Origin of the sequence: Fuchsiella alkaliacetigena (assembly GCF_023227765.1) — a bacterium.
GTDB classification, from domain to species: domain Bacteria; phylum Bacillota; class Halanaerobiia; order Halobacteroidales; family Acetohalobiaceae; genus Fuchsiella; species Fuchsiella alkaliacetigena.
In genome coordinates this window covers 1-17,120 of record NZ_JALKBZ010000009.1, presented here as the reverse complement: position 1 = coordinate 17,120, position 17,120 = coordinate 1, and the positions used below count along the sequence as shown (strand labels likewise).

The 17,120-nt window shown below is 38.1% G+C and carries 18 protein-coding genes; 16 read left to right on the top strand and 2 right to left on the bottom strand.

Annotated features, from left to right (window positions below; genetic code table 11):
• Nucleotides 1-64: 64 nt before the first annotated feature.
• The 14 genes from MWH30_RS03950 to MWH30_RS03885 all read left to right on the top strand — a co-directional run bounded on the left by MWH30_RS03950 (nucleotide 65) and on the right by MWH30_RS03885 (nucleotide 13,668).
• Nucleotides 65-2,002, top strand: a complete 1,938-nt coding sequence (locus tag MWH30_RS03950; protein WP_248662754.1) for an NAD(P)/FAD-dependent oxidoreductase — start codon at nucleotides 65-67, stop codon at nucleotides 2,000-2,002.
• Nucleotides 2,003-2,028: 26 nt separating this feature from the next.
• The gene (locus MWH30_RS03945; RefSeq protein WP_248662753.1) at nucleotides 2,029-2,415 is read left to right on the top strand and encodes a cupin domain-containing protein; all 387 of its coding nucleotides are present in this window, start codon (nucleotides 2,029-2,031) and stop codon (nucleotides 2,413-2,415) included.
• Nucleotides 2,416-2,472: 57 nt separating this feature from the next.
• On the top strand, nucleotides 2,473-3,141 hold the full coding sequence (gene lipB, locus MWH30_RS03940; protein WP_248662752.1) for a lipoyl(octanoyl) transferase LipB: 669 nt from the start codon (nucleotides 2,473-2,475) through the stop codon (nucleotides 3,139-3,141).
• Nucleotides 3,122-3,970, top strand: coding sequence for a lipoyl synthase (lipA, locus tag MWH30_RS03935; RefSeq protein ID WP_248662751.1), 849 nt, complete (start codon nucleotides 3,122-3,124; stop codon nucleotides 3,968-3,970). The genes lipB and lipA overlap by 20 nt, the downstream gene beginning before the upstream one ends.
• A gap of 26 nt (nucleotides 3,971-3,996) precedes the next feature.
• Nucleotides 3,997-5,241 carry an NAD(P)-dependent malic enzyme gene (locus tag MWH30_RS03930; RefSeq protein ID WP_248662750.1) on the top strand — a complete coding sequence of 415 codons (1,245 nt, stop codon included), beginning with the start codon at nucleotides 3,997-3,999 and terminating at the stop codon, nucleotides 5,239-5,241.
• Between the two features lie 2 nt (nucleotides 5,242-5,243).
• A complete protein-coding gene (locus MWH30_RS03925; RefSeq protein ID WP_248662749.1) occupies nucleotides 5,244-6,473 on the top strand; it encodes an NAD(P)-dependent malic enzyme in 1,230 nt (409 codons plus the stop codon).
• A gap of 56 nt (nucleotides 6,474-6,529) precedes the next feature.
• Nucleotides 6,530-6,769 carry a MoaD/ThiS family protein gene (locus MWH30_RS03920; protein WP_248662748.1) on the top strand — a complete coding sequence of 80 codons (240 nt, stop codon included), beginning with the start codon at nucleotides 6,530-6,532 and terminating at the stop codon, nucleotides 6,767-6,769.
• 15 nt (nucleotides 6,770-6,784) lie between these two features.
• A complete protein-coding gene (gene larAH6, locus MWH30_RS03915; protein WP_248662747.1) occupies nucleotides 6,785-8,038 on the top strand; it encodes a nickel-dependent malate racemase, LarAH6 family in 1,254 nt (417 codons plus the stop codon).
• Between the two features lie 220 nt (nucleotides 8,039-8,258).
• Nucleotides 8,259-8,930, top strand: a complete 672-nt coding sequence (locus MWH30_RS03910; protein WP_248662746.1) for a 4Fe-4S dicluster domain-containing protein — start codon at nucleotides 8,259-8,261, stop codon at nucleotides 8,928-8,930.
• Nucleotides 8,931-9,109: 179 nt separating this feature from the next.
• The gene (locus MWH30_RS03905) at nucleotides 9,110-9,295 is read left to right on the top strand and encodes a hypothetical protein (RefSeq protein WP_248662745.1); all 186 of its coding nucleotides are present in this window, start codon (nucleotides 9,110-9,112) and stop codon (nucleotides 9,293-9,295) included.
• A gap of 91 nt (nucleotides 9,296-9,386) precedes the next feature.
• Nucleotides 9,387-10,061 (top strand): hypothetical protein, encoded by a 675-nt coding sequence (locus tag MWH30_RS03900; protein WP_248662744.1) that lies wholly within the window; start codon nucleotides 9,387-9,389, stop codon nucleotides 10,059-10,061.
• A 357-nt stretch (nucleotides 10,062-10,418) separates the two neighbouring features.
• On the top strand, nucleotides 10,419-12,455 hold the full coding sequence (locus tag MWH30_RS03895) for a glycoside hydrolase family 13 protein (RefSeq protein ID WP_248662743.1): 2,037 nt from the start codon (nucleotides 10,419-10,421) through the stop codon (nucleotides 12,453-12,455).
• Nucleotides 12,456-12,604: 149 nt separating this feature from the next.
• Nucleotides 12,605-12,973 (top strand): alpha-helical endospore appendage domain-containing protein, encoded by a 369-nt coding sequence (locus MWH30_RS03890; protein WP_248662742.1) that lies wholly within the window; start codon nucleotides 12,605-12,607, stop codon nucleotides 12,971-12,973.
• Nucleotides 12,973-13,668 carry an alpha-helical endospore appendage domain-containing protein gene (locus MWH30_RS03885; RefSeq protein ID WP_248662741.1) on the top strand — a complete coding sequence of 232 codons (696 nt, stop codon included), beginning with the start codon at nucleotides 12,973-12,975 and terminating at the stop codon, nucleotides 13,666-13,668. Before MWH30_RS03890 ends, MWH30_RS03885 begins: the two co-directional genes overlap by 1 nt.
• A gap of 86 nt (nucleotides 13,669-13,754) precedes the next feature.
• Here the strand turns inward: MWH30_RS03885 and MWH30_RS03880 are convergent, their stop codons facing one another.
• Nucleotides 13,755-14,657 carry a radical SAM protein gene (locus tag MWH30_RS03880; RefSeq protein WP_248662740.1) on the bottom strand — a complete coding sequence of 301 codons (903 nt, stop codon included), beginning with the start codon at nucleotides 14,655-14,657 and terminating at the stop codon, nucleotides 13,755-13,757.
• Nucleotides 14,658-14,794: 137 nt separating this feature from the next.
• On the opposite strand from MWH30_RS03880, the gene MWH30_RS03875 reads away from it, so the two are divergent.
• Both MWH30_RS03875 and MWH30_RS03870 read left to right on the top strand, forming a co-directional pair.
• A complete protein-coding gene (locus tag MWH30_RS03875; protein WP_248662739.1) occupies nucleotides 14,795-15,412 on the top strand; it encodes a DedA family protein in 618 nt (205 codons plus the stop codon).
• Between the two features lie 288 nt (nucleotides 15,413-15,700).
• Nucleotides 15,701-16,201, top strand: a complete 501-nt coding sequence (locus MWH30_RS03870; protein ID WP_248662738.1) for an ECF transporter S component — start codon at nucleotides 15,701-15,703, stop codon at nucleotides 16,199-16,201.
• Nucleotides 16,202-16,255: 54 nt separating this feature from the next.
• On the opposite strand, the gene MWH30_RS03865 is transcribed toward MWH30_RS03870, so the two are convergent.
• Complete coding sequence (locus MWH30_RS03865) at nucleotides 16,256-16,957, bottom strand: hypothetical protein (protein ID WP_248662737.1); 702 nt, start codon at nucleotides 16,955-16,957, stop codon at nucleotides 16,256-16,258.
• Between the last annotated feature and the right edge of the window lie 163 nt (nucleotides 16,958-17,120).

Below are 17,120 nucleotides of genomic sequence, written 5' to 3'. Positions count from 1 at the left end.
TTTAGGACAGACCAGACTAACGATATATAGAAGGTTTCCAAAACTATAGAGGGAGAGAAATATTATGAGTAAAGATTTTAAGGAGCTCTTTGAGCCGATTAAGATTGGGAGTATGGAGTTGAAGAATCGGATCTCTATGGCGCCTATGTTTACTAAGTATGCTAGTGAATCCGGTGAAGTAACTGATAAGTTGATTGAGTATCTGGTAAGAAGAGCTAAAGGTGGAGCGGGCTTAATAGTAGTGGAGAATGCCTGTATTGATTGGGCTACAGGGCGTGGTGATGGTAATCCGGTGGCTATTCATCACGATAGATTTAAGCCTAGACTTCATGATTTAGCCAAGTCTGTACAGCGTTATGGAGCTAAGATCATCCCGGAAATCCAGCATGTTGGTAGACAGACCTTTAGTCATCATCTGGATATTGAGCAGCCCCTAGCACCTTCACCTATTAAGTCGGAGGTAGGGGGAGATATGCCTCGGGCCATGACTGAAGAGGAGATTGAAAAAGCTATTCAGGATTTTGCTGATGCAGCTCGTAGGACTAAGGAGTGTGGCTTTGATGGAGTTGAGATTCACGGAGCTCACGGTTATCTTATTTCTCAATTCCTCTCTCCGAGGACTAATAAGAGAACTGATAAGTGGGGAGGTAGTTTTGAGAATAGAAGCAGATTTGGGTTAGCAGTGGTAAAGCGAATTCGCAAGGAAGTAGGGCCCAACTTTCCTTTATTCTATCGGCTGAGTGTTGAAGAGTCTACTCCTGGTAGTTTAAGCCTTGAGGAAGGGGTTAAGTATGCTCAGTTGTTAGAAGAGGCTGGCGTTGATTGTTTAGATGTAACTCACGGAACTTATGAAAGCATTAAGCATTTCCCAATGCAGGGAGATCCTAAAGATCAATTAGTCTATTTGGCTGAAGCAGTTAAGAAAGAGGTTTCTATTCCCGTTATTGCTGTAGGAAGTCTCAGCTTTGAGCCAGAGGTTGCTCTAGATGTAATCAAGAATCAAAAGGCCGATATAGTACATTTTGGACGAGCACTGCTAGGAGATCCTGATTTGCCTAATAAGATCAAGAATAATAAGTTAGAGGAGATCAGAAGCTGTATTCGCTGTAATGAGTGTACTGGTAGTATAGATCAGGGACACTTTTTAAGCTGTTGTGTTAATGCTGAATGTGGTTATGAGTATCAAGATGCGCTACAGCCTACTCGAGATTCTAAAAGAATTGTAGTTGTAGGAGCGGGCCCGGCTGGATTAGAGTATTCAATTACTGCTGCTCGTTGTGGACATCAGGTTACTTTATTGGAGAAAGAAGAGCAGATAGGAGGCTTGGCTAGAGTTGCTTCCACAACTGCCTATAAGAATCAAGAGTTAAGTAATATGTTAAATTATTATGAAGTTATGTTGAAGAAGCATGGAGTTGATTTACATCTCGGTGTGGAAGGAAAAATTGAAAATATTCAGGAGTTTCAACCGGGGTTAGTTATTTTAGCTATGGGCTCAAAAGCAATGGAGCTGCCGATTCCTGGAGTTGAGTATAGCGAGATTGCTATTAATAAATTATTAGATGATGGAGCTGGCCTAGGTGAAAAGGTATGTATTATTGGTGGTAGTGGTGTCGGCTTAGACTTAGCTCTTTTTATGAAGGAGAAGGATAAAGAGGTTACGATTTTAGAAATGGGAGATACAGTAGGCCGTGAGTTGAGTGGTCATTTGCGCTGGCACTTAAGAGAGATGGTTCTAGCTGAAGGTGTAGAAATACTTACTGAGCACAGAGTAGTTGAGATTACCAAGGATAGTGTTATAGCCTCTACAGATGGTGAAGAAGTAAGGATTGAGTGTGATGATGTGTTAACGGCTGTTGGTTTTAAGCGCTTAGATACAGAAGAGCTTAAAGCAGGCTTGGCAGAGCAAGATATTGAGGTTCAAGTTTTAGGTAATATGAAGGGAGCAGGGCACTTCAAAGACGCTATTCACGCTGGTTTTTGGGCTGCTGTGGATGCTTAAGTTAAATTTAAAAGGGGGAATATATAATGTCCTATATTAAAAGAGGTCGAGAAGATGTAGAAAAGGTCTTTATTGATACTATTGGGGGTAAGGGCAAGATGCATATTACTCAGTTTATGGGTAAGGATGCTGCTTTACCACAGGTTGATGGTTTTCCCGATGACTTTGATTCGTCGCTGCACTTTTTACATGAGTTAATATTGGAGCCAGGCACAGAGATTGGTGAGCATACCCATGAGGGTAGCGAAGAGATCTACTTTATGGTAGAAGGAACAGGAGAGATGACCGTAGATGGAGAGGTTGTAGAGATGAAGGAAGGCGATGCAGTCTTAGCCAAAAATAATGCGACCCACTCCTTTGTGGTAACTAGTGAAACACCGGTTAAATTATTTGTTGTTGAGGCAGGAGTTTAGTTTAAGCGTAGGGTAATGCAGTTTGATTTAATTATCTCTAGAGAGAAGGTGGAGCAAATGAGGCCTAAATTGGAAGTTATTGATTTAGGAAAAAAGGATTATCAGCAGACCTATCAGTTACAGTTGGAATTAGTAAAGAAGAGAGCTAATAATGAAATAACAGATACATTACTATTGGTAGAACATCCACCGGTATTTACTATAGGCAGAAGTGGTTCTAGAGATAATATTACTGTTAGCCAGGCAGCTTTAAAAGAAGTAGGGATTAGTGTTTATGAGACTAACCGAGGAGGGGATATAACCTACCATGGGCCAGGACAGCTGGTAGGTTATCCTATTCTCAATCTTAAAGAGCATCAACAGGACTTACACTGGTTACTCCGGAACTACGAAGAGGTCTTTATCCGGGTGTTAAAAGATTTAGGTATAAAGGCTAAGCGAATAGAAGAGTTAACTGGAGTCTGGGTCGGCGAGAAGAAGATAACCGCTATTGGGATAGGTGTGAAGCACTGGGTTACTTATCATGGCTTTGCTTTTAATATTGCTCCGAACTTAGAGCATTTTAACTACATTATTCCCTGTGGGATAGTGGATAAGGGAGTTACTTCCTTAAAAGAACTTTTGGCAGCGGAAATAAAGAGAGAAGAGATTATAAAATTAGTAATTAAGCAGTTCATAGAAGTTTTTGAGATGGAGTTGATGGATAATGAGCAGCAAATTTCCTAGTTGGCTTAAAAAACGCTTACCAGCTAAAGAGAAGCGGGCCCGGGTTGAGGATACCTTAGAGGATTTAAAATTAAATACTGTTTGTCAAGGGGCTGAATGTCCAAATCGAGGTGAATGTTTTGCTGAAAATACGGCTACTTTTATGATTTTAGGGAGGAACTGTACTAGAAACTGTAGATTTTGTGCTGTCTCTTCAGCCACTCCAGATCAGGTAGATCCTTTAGAGCCAGTACATATTGCCAAAGCAGTTGACAGATTGGATTTGGAGTATGTAGTTATTACTTCAGTAACTAGAGATGATTTAGAGGATGGGGGAGTGAGTCAATTTATCAAGGTAGCGGCAGAGATTAAGAAGCTTTCAACAGAAATTAAGATAGAGTTACTTACTCCTGACTTTCAAGGAAAGCCGAAGATTTTAAGACAATTAGCCGAGGCAGACTTTGAGGTGTTTAATCATAATATTGAGACGGTACCTAGGCTATATAATAAGGTACGGCCTGAGGCTGATTATCGACGCTCTTTAGAAGTTTTGCCTAGGCTGAAGTCCTTAAAATCAGAAGTCTATACCAAATCGGGTTTAATGCTTGGTTTAGGCGAAAAGAGAAACGAGGTAATTCAGGTAATGAAAGATCTACGTAGTGTGAAAGTGGATATTTTGACAATAGGCCAGTACTTACAGCCTTCTCCAGAACATCTTGAGGTTAAAGAATTCATTACTCCTGAGCAGTTTGCAGAATATAAATCTCTAGGAGAAGAACTAGGCTTTAAAGCAGTAGTTGCAGGTCCCTTTGCTAGAAGCTCTTATCGAGCAGCTGAGACTTTATATTAACTAAAAAAGACGAAGGAGAATTTAAAATGGCTTTAAAAGAGAAGACTTTAAAAGAGAAGGCTTTAAGAACACATAGTGAAAACAAAGGTAAGATAGAGATTGGAAGTAAGGTTCAGATCGATAATGGTGATATTCTTAGCTTAGTATATAGTCCGGGAGTGGCTGAACCTTGTCAGGAAATCGCCGCTGATATTCATAAGGCTTATGATTATACTGCTAAAAGCAATTTAGTAGCTGTAGTTTCCGATGGTAGTGCTGTTCTGGGTCTGGGTGATATTGGCCCTGAAGCTTCTTTGCCGGTCATGGAAGGGAAGTCTATTCTTTTTAAGAAGTTTGGGGGAGTAGATGCTTTTCCAATCTGTGTTAATACCCAGGATGTTGATGAGATTGTAGAAACTATTAAGAGGATAGAGCCTGTTTTTGGTGGTGTTAATTTAGAAGATATCTCTGCACCTAGGTGTATGGAGATTGAAAGTAGATTGAAGGAAGAGCTGCAGATACCTGTTTTTCATGATGATCAACACGGAACGGCTATTGTAGTTTTAGCAGGCCTGATTAATGCTTTGAAGTATTTAGAAAAGGATCCACAAGAGACAAGGATTGTAGTAAATGGGGCTGGTTCGGCCGGAATCGCTATTGCTAAATTACTCTTGAATGTTGGCTTTGGCGAGGTGATTATGGGTGATATATTTGGAATTCTTCATCCAGAAGTAGAAGGGATGAACCAGGCTCAAACTGAGATGGCCCAAATAACTAATCCGAGAAAGTTAAAGGGAGATTTAGCTATAGCTATGAAGGATGCTGATGTTTTTATTGGTGTTTCTGCTCCAAAAATTGTTTCTAAAGAGATGGTAAGAAGTATGAATAATGATCCTATTATTTTTGCAATGTCTAATCCCGATCCTGAAATCTGGCCTGAGGATGCTTTGGCAGCCGGGGCTAAAATAGTAGGTACAGGTCGTTCAGATTATCCTAATCAGATTAATAATGTGATGGCTTTTCCGGGGATTTTTCGGGGAGCCTTAGATGTGAGGGCTAGCAATATCAATAAAGAGATGAAGGTGGCGGCAGCTTATGCCTTGGCTGATTTAGTTAAGGAGGAAGAGTTGGCTGCTGATTATGTGATTCCTGAGCCTTTTGATAAGCGGGTAGGGCCCTATGTAGCCGCAGCAGTAGCTCAAGCAGCAATTGAAAGCGGAGTAGCTAGAATTGAAATAGATTATGAAGAAGAATTAGAGAATGCTAAAAAGATAATCAATAAGGAGGAGTAGTAATGGAGCTAAAAGATAAAGCGTTGAAACTACACAAAGATAATCGAGGTAAGTTAATGATGCAGACTAAGGTACGGGTTAATGATGAAGATGATCTATCCCTAGCTTATTCACCGGGAGTGGCAGAGCCCTGTTTGGAGATTGCTGATGATGAAGATAAGGTTTATGATTATACTAATAAGTCTAACTCTGTAGCTGTGATTAGTAATGGCAGTGCTGTTTTGGGCTTAGGTAATATCGGAGCTAAGGCTTCTATGCCGGTAATGGAGGGCAAGGCTGTTCTTTTTAAGGAGTTTGGGGGAGTAGATGCTTTTCCGATCTGTTTAGATGAAGATGATTCAGATTTATTAATTGCCACAGTTAAGATGATGGCTTCTGGTTTTGGCGGGGTTAATTTGGAGGATATTAAGGGCCCGGAGTGTTTCTATATTGAGCAGAGATTAAAAGAAGAGTTGGATATTCCCGTCTTTCATGATGATCAACACGGAACAGCTATAATTACTCTGGCTGGATTAGTTAACTCCTTGCAGATAGTAGATAAAAAGCTGGCAGATATCAAAGTAGTTGTTAATGGTGCGGGTGCAGCGGGAGTGAGTATTACTAAACTCTTAGTGGCGGAAGGAGTTAAGGATATTATTGTATTGGACAGTAAAGGGGCTATCTATGAAGGACGCGAGCGACTCAATCCTCAAAAGGAAGAGCTAGCTAAGTTAACCAATCAAGAAGGAGAACAGGGTGAACTGGGAGATATAATCAAAGGAGCTGATGTCTTTATAGGAGTTTCGGTAGCTGGAGTTTTGAGCAAAGAAATGGTTGAGGATATGGCTGAGGAGCCCATTCTGTTCCCAATGGCTAATCCCGATCCTGAAATCTGGCCTGAGGATGCCTTGGCAGCAGGAGCTAAGATAGTAGGTACAGGTCGTTCCGATTATCCTAATCAGGTTAATAATGTAATGGCCTTTCCAGGTATTTTCCGGGGAGCCCTAGATGTAAGAGCAAGTGATATTAATGAAGAGATGAAGGTAGCGGCAGCTTATGCCTTGGCTGATTTAGTTGAAGAGGAAGAGTTGGCTACGGACTATGTAATTCCTAAGCCTTTTGATGAGCGGGTAGGGCCCTATGTAGCAGCAGCGGTAGCCCAAGCAGCAATTGAAAGCGGAGTAGCTAAAATTGAGATTGATTATGAGACTGAATTAGAAAATGCTAAAAGATTAATGGCTAGAGGGGATTAATTTTAGCTAAATAAGCTTCGGGGTTGATTGATAGAAGTGAGCAGGAGGGGATTTTAATGAAGGTCCAAGTAAAGGTATTTGGACGATTAAAGAAGTATCTATCTTCGGATTCGGAAGAGATAGAAGTAGAGATAGATCAGCAGAGTGATCTCTTGGACTTACTTGAACTTTTGGAAATACCAACAGCGGAATTAGAATTTAATTTAGTGTTAGTTAATGGCGTTAATGTTCAGAAACAGGAGCAATTAAAGGAAGGCGATGTAGTCAGCTTAGTACCTTTAGCAGATGGCGGATAAAAGGGGGATTAAAGGATGGAGACCTTACTGAAGTATGGAAAGAAAAAGCTGCATTTAGAAATAGCTGATCAGAACTATTTAGGAACGTTGAACCCTGTGGAAGTAGAAGGAGTAGCTAATCCTCTAGCAGAAGTACAAAGAGCTTTGGATGAACCTATTGGAAGTGAAAGATTAAGGAAACTAGTAAATGCTGAAGATCAAGTGGTGATACTGGCTAGTGATATTACTAGACCAGCACCTTCACATATCTTGCTACCACCAATTATTGAAGAGTTAAATGAGGCAGGGGTTAATGATGAACAGATTAAAGTTATCTTTGGTCTGGGAGTCCATAGAAAGCAGACTGAAGAGGAGCAGAAGAAGTTGGTGGGAGCAGATATATATGAGCGAATAGAGTGTATAGATCACGATATAGATGATTGTGTAGATGTTGGGGTTACAGAGAGGGGAACAGAGATTGCTATCTTTAGCAAGGTTTTAGAGGCGGATTTTTTAATTGCTACTGGAAATCTTGAATTTCATTATTATGCTGGCTTTAGCGGGGGAGCTAAGGCCTTAGCTCCCGGAGTAGCCAGCAGAAAGACTATTAAAAGAAACCATCAACACTCTCTTAATCCCCAAGCCAAAGCTGGCTTAACTTCAGGTAATCCTATCAGGGAGGATCTAGAAGAGATTGGTGACATGGTGGGGATTGATTTTATGGTTAATGCTATCTTAAATAGTCGTAAAGAGGCAGTTAAGGTAGTGGCTGGCGAAATTACTAAGGCTCATCGGCAAGGTGTAGACTATATAAATGATATTTTCCGCTTACAGATAGATGAATTGGCTGATATAGTTGTGGTTTCCCCTGGAGGTGCTCCCAAGGATATAGATCTCTACCAAACACATAAGGCTATGGAGAATGCTAGTCTGGCTGTAAAAGAGGGAGGTATTATTGTTGTAGCTGGAGAGTGTGAGGATGGATTAGGCGAAGATGAGTTTGGTGAAGCTTTATTGGGTGATCTCTCTCCTGCTGAACTGGTGAACGATATCAAGTGTAATTTTGTATTAGGAAGGCATAAGGCAGCCCGGATGGCCAATATCCACTTACATAGTGAGATATATTTAGTTTCTGAATTGGCTGAGAAAATTAAAGAAAGTTTATTTATTAAGACTTTCGATGAATTAGATAAAGCTTTGGATAGAGCTTTGGAAGTTAAGGGAGCGCAAGCAAAGATATTGGTTATACCCTACGGAAACTCTACCTTGCCTAACTATAAAGGAGATTAATTAATGCATTACCTGTGTATTTAGACCAATTCTCTTTGCTTTATCTGAATGCCTTGGTATTGAGGGAACAATTATTGATTCTTATACTGCCTATCCAGTCATATATATTTTTTTACTATATATGATAAAAGTCATAGATATCTACTGAATATAGGATATAATTAAAAATAAGTTAAATACTTAAAGCACTATCAAGCTTAATTGGAAGGCAGGTTAAATTATGATAGAAAACTTAGCTGGAGGCTCAAACTCATTATTTGAATTTAAAGCTTGTGCTGGCGCTAAATATGCTTGTCCAAACTTAATCTTAGATAGTCAAGAGTTAGCCTCGAAATTAGAGAAGCAGTTAGCCGAAGAAGATTTAGCTAGTCTTTTGGATTATCAAGGTACCAAGCCTATTCTACCGCATCTCAAGTTTAAAATAGGTATTGCCGGCTGTCCTAATGGCTGTTCTAGACCTCAAATTAGAGACCTTTCGATTTTGGGTAGGATGAGAGTAGAGATGATAGTTGATGATTGTGTAAGTTGTGGTGAATGCGTGGAAGTCTGTAAAGAAGAAGCTATCGAGCTTAAATCTAATAATACTAATGATTGTCAGTATGCTGTAATTGATAATAGTAAATGTCTTGATTGTGGAGAGTGTGTTAAAAGCTGTCCCACAGAAGCTATAAAAGTAAAGGATAAGGGTTGGTCTTTGGGAATAGGTGGGAAAATGGGCCGCCACCCGCAGTTTGCTACTGAAGTGGTGGATTTAATAGATAGCGAGGTATTATTAGCAAAGCTTTCTAAGCTGCTTAAATATTATGCTAAACAGCGTCAAGATAAAGAGAAGTTAGCTTTGGTGCTTAATAGATTAGGAATAAATAGGTTTAAAGAAGATTTAAATTTTTAGTACTGTTAGTCACCCCTTAAACTCCCCTAAAAAGCTTGGTTATTTTAACCAAGCTTTTTTTAATTGACTACTTTGCAGGAATTTTGATAAACTCCCTCTAAATATAGTACATAGCTTGCTAAATAAAAGCAATTTTAAGTCTTAATTTATAAGTTGAGGAGGGGATTACAATTGAATTAATGTTATATCTTATGTTATCTGTAGGGATAGGAGGTTTTGCTGGCACTAGAGGAAGAAGTGTTATTTTTTGGGCTTTTATTTCTTTGCTGATTACTCCTATAGTAGCTGCCGGTATTTTATTAATACTAAAAGATAAAAATCCAAGGAGGGCTCCAAGAGAAGAGCAAAAGGCGGAATCTCAATAAAGTTTTAGTGATTTAAGCAGGAATAAGAGATTGCAGGTTGAATAATATAGTTAAGATGGCAAAATTTCTAAAGAGGGAAAGGAAGTTATCAATGAAAAGAATCACCTGCATAATAATCTTATTATTATTTTTAACTCTCTTAATTCCTAGGGTAGAAGCTAATCAGTTAAGTATTAATAATGATTCTTTTACTATGCTTACTACAGAGCAGGATGGTATTGCTCAAGTAACCTTAAAAAGAGTTGCTGATCGCGAACGTACTCAGCGTAGACTTTCTGCTGGACTGTTAATAGGGGCTGGAGCAGGAAGCTATATCTATGCTGCTACTCTTGATGATTCAGGTGATAAAAGGACTTTGAGAGTGACCGGAGGAGTCTTTGCTAGCTTAGGGCTTTTACAGTTAGTTGTACCTAGCACTGAAGAACGAGAGTATAGATCTTTAGCGGACTATCAACCTGAACAGAGAGAATTAGCAGCCAAAGAGTCAATGGCTTATTTAGCCGATAGAGCTGAGCGGGAAAGAGTTCTTAGTGGTATTTCCAATGCTGGCTTGGCTATTTATTATCTCTTTACTCAGCCTTATGAGGATAATTCTGCTAATATTTATAGTGGTTTGATTTTTGGAGGAACGGCTTTTTATCAGTTTAACTCTAAGAGCTATGTAGAGGAAGCTTACGAGAGAATAGAAAGAGCTGAAAGAAGCAGGGTCAATGCTGCTTGGATAGTAGGAGAATATACTGGCCCAATGCTTATGGTTAACTTTTAGTTATCAAAAGGTTGTTTAGAGTGATTTACGGGCCCTTTTAGCTGAAGAAAAAAGTAAATATTTTAGCTACTTTATCTATCCGATTATTCGCAAGTTGGTGAATGGTCTGGATAGATTATTTTTTTGCTAAAATTATTCACGTTTGGGTGCAGTTTTGTATATAATGAATATTACCATTATTTACTTCGAAAGTATTCTCAGTGATGTAGAATTTTTTATATAAATGATGTAAAATAGGTAAGGAGCAGTTTTAAGTAAGTATTAACTTTAAATCTTGAGGGAGAAAGTTTAAGAATTAAACTTAGGGGAAAACTAGGTTTAGAGAAAAATTAAATTTAGAGAAACGGAGAGATGATAATGGAGTTGAAAAAGAGGATTTTGAACCGTGATGGTAGTGTTAGGATTAAGGCCTTATGGCACGAAAAAGCTTTATATCACGATCATCAACAGAGAAAGTTTATTAATCCTTTAGCTGCGGATAGAGTTTCTATTAATTTTCAAACCGAGCAGGATGCTGTGCAAGAAGTAATCTTACATTACTATGATAACGAAGCTAAGCAGGTGCAGTTAACAAAGACTATCACCTTCGATGGCTACGACATATATAACGCAATTATTGAGGTGGAAGCGCTGGACTTTAAGTATCTTTTTGAGGTTAGAAAAGAAGACTATATTCCGATTTGGTATGGAGTGAACGGTTCTTTTGAGGTTGAGTGGGAGGGCTTTAGAGAGCAGGAAGAAGGTATTTTTGTACTGGAAGAGGCGGCTGACTCACATCCTTTAGAGGTTTTTGAATATAGCTTTTCTACTGAGGATATCTTTGAGACTCCTGACTGGGTGCAAGATGCCATTTTTTATCAGATCTTTCCGGATCGTTTCTATAATGGCAATCCCGATAATGATCCAGAGAAGGTTGAACTTTATGAAGATAGAGGGGTTAGATGTGAGGCTTTAAGTCCGGACTGGAAAAAGGGTGTGCCTGACTGTCAGTCAAAGATTATAGAATGTGAAACTCAACTAATCGATGATGATAACTTTATTGAAGCAGGAGCGGGACACTATGTTTTTTATGGGGGAGACTTACAAGGAATTGAAAAAAAGATTCCTTATTTGAAGAAGCTAGGTATTAACACTGTTTATCTTAATCCGATCTTCAAAGCAACCTCTAATCATAAGTATAATACTGCTGCTTATGAATTAATCGACGATACTCTGGCTATTAAAGGGGACTTTGAGGCTTCGGAGCAGTATTTTAGATCTCTAATTAAGAAGCTACATGAAAATGGAATTAGGATTATTATTGATGCAGTATTCAATCATACTGGTTATGAGCACTGGGCTTTTCAGGATATTGTAGAAAAGGGTGAAGATTCTGAATATACAGACTGGTACTTGATTCATAGTTTTCCGGTAATTCCTATTCATGAACAGAGTAAGGATAATCCTCCTAATTATGAATCCTGGTGGGGCTTTGGCTCTTTGCCGAAGCTAAATGTTAAAAATCCCGAGGTGAAAGAGTATCTTTTTGAGATTACTGCTAAGTGGATGGATCCGGATGGTGATGGAGATCCTAGCGATGGAGTTGATGGGTGGCGTTTAGATGTACCTAATGAGCTGGAACCTATTGATCCAGAATTTTGGCTTGATTGGCGTCAGCACGTTAAAGATATCAATCCAGAGGCTTATATTACCGGGGAAATTTGGGATGATGCTGCCAGTTATTTGCAAGGGGATAAGTTTGATGCGGTGATGAACTACTGCTTTAGAGATGCGGTGGTGGACTTTATTGCTCACGATAAAGAGAATTCTTATCAGTTTGCTAATCGTTTAGCTAGAACTTATTTTGACTATCCAGAGCAGGCTCATTATGTATTACAGAATCTATTGGATAGTCACGATACGGCCCGTTTTTTGACTGTAGCTGGAGGCGATAAGCGACGTTTAAAGTTAGCTGTGTTGTTGAAAATGACCTATGTAGGAGCGCCAATGATCTATTATGGTAGTGAAGTGGGGATGCAAGGTGCTAAGGATCCTGACTGTAGACGGACTATGCTTTGGGAAGATCGAGGTTATACTAAACCGGATCAAGAACTTTTTGCTTACTATCAAAAGTTAATTAAGCTTAGAAAAGAGGAAGTTGCTTTGCGCAGAGGTAGCTTTAAGCAGCTAGATTTAGGTCACCATCAGGTTTATGCTTTTGAGCGTAGTTATCAAGAGCAAAGACTGCTAATAGTGTTGAATGCTGGTTTAGAAGCTATAGAGCTGGATTTTAAGATTGAGGCAGCTGCTGGAGAGTATCAGGACTTAGTTAGAGATGAGCTGGTTAAAGTAGAGGGCGGCAGGATGTTTTTAAGTCTCGCTGAACTTTCAGGTTTACTAATCAAATTAAATTAAAAATGAGTTGTTTCTTTAAATCACCTTCTAAAATTAGGAGGTGATTATTTTTTGAGCATATTTATTTATTGAAGGCCATATATATTAATTAGTAACAAGCTGTATAAAATATAAAGTTAATTAGATAATTTTAAAGGAGGAGTTTAAAAGTGTCCAAACCTGAAATTCCGGAAAGAACCCAGGAAGAAGCTTTAACTGATCTGTTGGAGTCTATTGCCTTAGAAGAGACTGCCTTGGCCCACTTTTTAAATGCTGAAGCTGAAAAAATTCAGTCAGTAGCTAAGAAGTGCAAGATTACTCCTAAAGAAATGATTGAATTTCAAAAGAGTGTTTCCAAAGTGATGCGTAGTGCTATTAAAAAGGAAATGCTGCTTCAGTTTAAATTGGAGGATGTACTGGAGTTTAAAGAAAAAAAGGAGCTTAAAAAGCCTTGCTCTAAGCTTAAAGGTGAATGTACTTCTAAGAAAGTTACTTCAAAAGTTACTTCGTCTAGTACGGAAGAAACCGATGAAGACTGATGTTAAGGAAGGATTTTAAGTCTGAAACTGAAGTGTTACTGGAACTATTAAAGTCTGTTTCTTCAGGAGAAAAGGCTTTAGCTAATATTTTAGAGGCTCAGGTAGAAAAAATAGAAAAAGTAATTGCAGATCAGAACTTTACTTTAGAGGATATAATTAAGTTTCAACATTCCTTAGGCTTAATGATGAAAAATAGTAAACAGCTACAGATGTTATTCCAGCTTAAGCTGGATGATATTTTGGAGTTTAGAGATAAACTTCAGTCAAAACCCCAGCAGAAAGGGTCGCTTCAATTATCACAGCTAGCTGAAGAAGAAAAGACAAGTTTTTATTTTTTGGGAGGAATTGATGTAGTTGCTTTAAGTGAAGGAAGCGACTTTAAAAGCGGTTTTATCTACGGAGTGAAAAGTAAAGAATCTTGTTTAGAGTTAGAAACTCTTAATCACAGTCTGGAGGTAGAGTATAGCACTGGGTTAAATATTATCTTAATTAAAGGTAGAGCTAAGCTGACTAAGTTGCTTGCTACGGGAGAAGTGCTTAACGATAGAGGAAATTTTGAGTTTGAACTTAGAAATTTAGGCAGAGATACCTGGGATAAGGAAGGCTTTAGGATGAAAATAGTAGCTGATAATGAAGAGCGCTTAACCCATAATAGCGATTTTGTGGAGCTGAGTGAAAGATTAATTTTGAAATGATTGAATTAATTAATTGTTAAATCCCCAAGAGTAAAATCCCTCTCTATAGGCCATATGGCCTATAGAGAGGGATTTTAATTTCAAAATTAAGGCCCTCTAGTTAACCCCTTTTCTTTAGCTAAGTTGAGGGCTTCCTTTAGTTCCTGATTATGAAGACGACGTTTAAGCTTTTTGTCTGTATGAGCTTGATAAGCAGGATAGTACTGGCCCATAATATTGAGATAAGTGTTAGCTGATATTTCTTCTTTGATAAAATCCAGTAAATCTGCGCTTCCGGCTAGTTGATTAGGTAAGAGCAGGTGACGAACTATTAGCCCTTGAGTAGCTACTCCTTTTTCAAGCTGTAAATCGCCAACTTGACAATGCATTTCTTTAATTGCTGCTTTAACTACTTGGGGATAGTTTTTAATCTGAGAGTATTGGCGAGCTATTTCTTCATCGGCATATTTGAGATCGGGCATATAGATATCTATTACACCAGCTAATAATTCTTGCAGCACTTGGGCATCGTCGTAACCTCCAGTATTATAGACTAAAGGGATTTTTAAACCTAGTTGGCAAGCTTTTTCGGTGGCAGCTAGAACTGCATAGATCATGTGGCTGGGGGTTACAAAGTTGATATTGTGACAGCCTCGCTTCTGTAAAGAGATCATCATTTCTGCTAAGTCTTGAATGCTGACTTCTCTTCCAGATTCTCCTTGACTGATATCGTAGTTTTGGCAGTAAATACAGTGTAAATTACAGCCGCTAAAAAAAATAGTTCCGGAGCCATTTCGGCCAACTAGGGGATCTTCTTCGCCATAATGAGGAGCATAACTGGCTACTTTGATTTCACTGCCGATATTACAGTAACCTGTTTCACCTTGAGTGCGATCGACTTGGCAGTGGTGAGGGCATAGTTGACAGTTTTTCATCATTTCCCAGGCTTTGTTTACTCGTTGATTTAGTTCTTGAGAACGGAAAAGTTCTATGTAGCTAGGCTCAGTCATTTTTTTATCAACTCCTTAATCATTAATTTTAGGTTATTTTTCTTTAATTATAACAAAATAATATACTAATAGTGAAGGAAATAGTATTTATTAAAAAGAAATATACTAAAGGTTGTAAAGAATAAGAGGTGTTATTATTGGAGCTTGATACTTTTAGAGAGTTGATTATAAATTTAGGGAATCAGTATGGATATTTATTGATATTTTTTGCTTCTATAGGAGAAGGGGTTGGCTTGCCGGTTCCTGATGGACTGATATTAATTGTTAGTGGTTACTTTGTTAATCAAGGGGCCATGTCGCTTCCGGGGTTAATAATTTTCTTTTTATTAGGTAATTTAACCGGTAATTTGATAGCTTATACAGTGGGTTATTGGGGGAAGGATTGGGTTAAAAGGATTAAGTTTTTAAAGAAGCGGCGTCAAAAAGCTGTTCAGAAAGCGGAAGAACTCTTTGCTGATTACGGTTCTTGGGCCCTATTAATCACACAAATATTTTCGCGAGTATTGAGAATTCCTATGATTTATGGAGCAGGAGCCCAAAAGATGAATTTAGCTAAGTATTTGCTGTTGTGTTTAGTCGGCAATTTAGTTTGGGGTATTTTTTGGAGCTTTATTGGGCTCTATATTACTGCTAATTGGTCACGACTACCGGCGTTGTTAGATAATTATAAAAATGTGCAAATAGTAATAGGGTTGCTGTTGATATTAGGTGTATTTATACTCTATAAGAAAAAAAGTAAAGGCCAGAAAACTTAAAGATAAATAAGTGGAACATAATTCTTAAATTTTAATTCAGAATTTTACTTAGATTAGCCAATAAATAAAAAAGAGAAAATATCATAAATAGGACAGCAACAGGGTTTTGGTCGGTGAGTTCAGCTAGTTTCTTTAACATTTTAATCTGCCTCCTGGATAATTTTAATGCTTTTGATTTGAGATACATATAATAATATATTTATCCATGAACTAATGATTTCCTTTATTAAATTAAGTTCTTTTTTTCTCATTTAAGAGTATATTAATGAAACAATAGGAGGTGAAAGGATGCAGGATAATAAAGTGACTTTTTTAACTCGCACGGCTATTTTATTAGCTTTGGCTTTAGTTATTCAACTAGGTAGCTTTCCTCAGCCAGTAACCGGGCCCTTGATTAATACCATACTTTATCTAGCTACGTTGCTAGTAAACATTTGGAGTGGAGTGGCTATTGGGCTTTTTACTCCGATAGTTGCTTTTATTCAGGGTATTTTGCCGCCGCCTTTAGCGCCGATGATTCCTTTTATTGCGCTTAGTAACGGAGTATTGGCAGTTGTCTTTGGCTTGATAAGTAAGCAAAATAAGATAGTCGGAATAATAGTTGCTTCGCTGAGTAAGTACTTAATTTTGGCTGCAGCTGTAACCTTTATAGTAGAGGTTCCAGAGCAGATAGCTAGGATGATGAGTTTACCTCAGTTGATTACAGCTTTAGCGGGGGGAGTAATTGCTATGTTAGTGTATCGGGCCCTAGTAGCTATTGATTTTGTAGATAGTAGCTATAAAAATTAATAAATTATAACCTCGTCTGTGAAAATGGACGAGGTTGTAAAATAATATATTCTATTAATTTATATCGGATCTGCTATGGTATCTATCGGCAATACTCTTTAAGCTTTGCGTATCGAGGTTATTCCAATTAACCATCATTAAGTTTTGCTTGGAGATACTAAAGGACATATAGAGGCTTAAAAGTCCTTGTTCTGGATCTTGGCTAGGATTACCGTACCAGCGAACTGTTATCCAGTTGGGTAATTCACTGGCGTAATAAACCTCCTTGAGAATAGACTGAGTCCAGTTTAGCATTTGTAGCTCATTTTTAGTAGTGCTAAAGCCATTAATTATTAGTTCTTTAATTTCACCATCAGTTCGGGATTCAACTCCAGCCGGAGTTAGCTCAATATTATTGACTTTTACTGCTGTTTGAGCAGCTCCTTGAGCAGAGCTAGACTCATTATCTTCCTGAAATTCCTGGGGTGTTGTTTCACTTTCATCAGTTTCAGCTTTTTCGGGAGTGCTTTTTTCTTCGCTTGCAGTTGATGCTTCTTGAGAGGTCCTTTCTTGACTGAAGTTTTGACCATTATTCCCGCTGGGAATTATTAAAAAAATACCTATTAAAGTAATAATAACGAATGTTAGAGTAATTGCTATTCTATCGGTTTGGCCAAATTTCTTACCCTTCCACATTAAAAATATACTTAAAGGAGGAACTAGGATTAGAGTTAAAAATATAAACCAGTCTCTATAATAAAATTTTATTTTTTTCATGTTTAGACCCCTTTCTTCAGTAGATTAAGCAGGAGTATTTGTTGAGATAATTATATCATAAAAATCAGGAGAGGTTAACAGGAATTGCAGGGCAATCGCAAGAAAGAACTCTAAAATAGATTTAATTTCTTCCCTTTAAGATGCTATAATTAAAAGCAAAAAG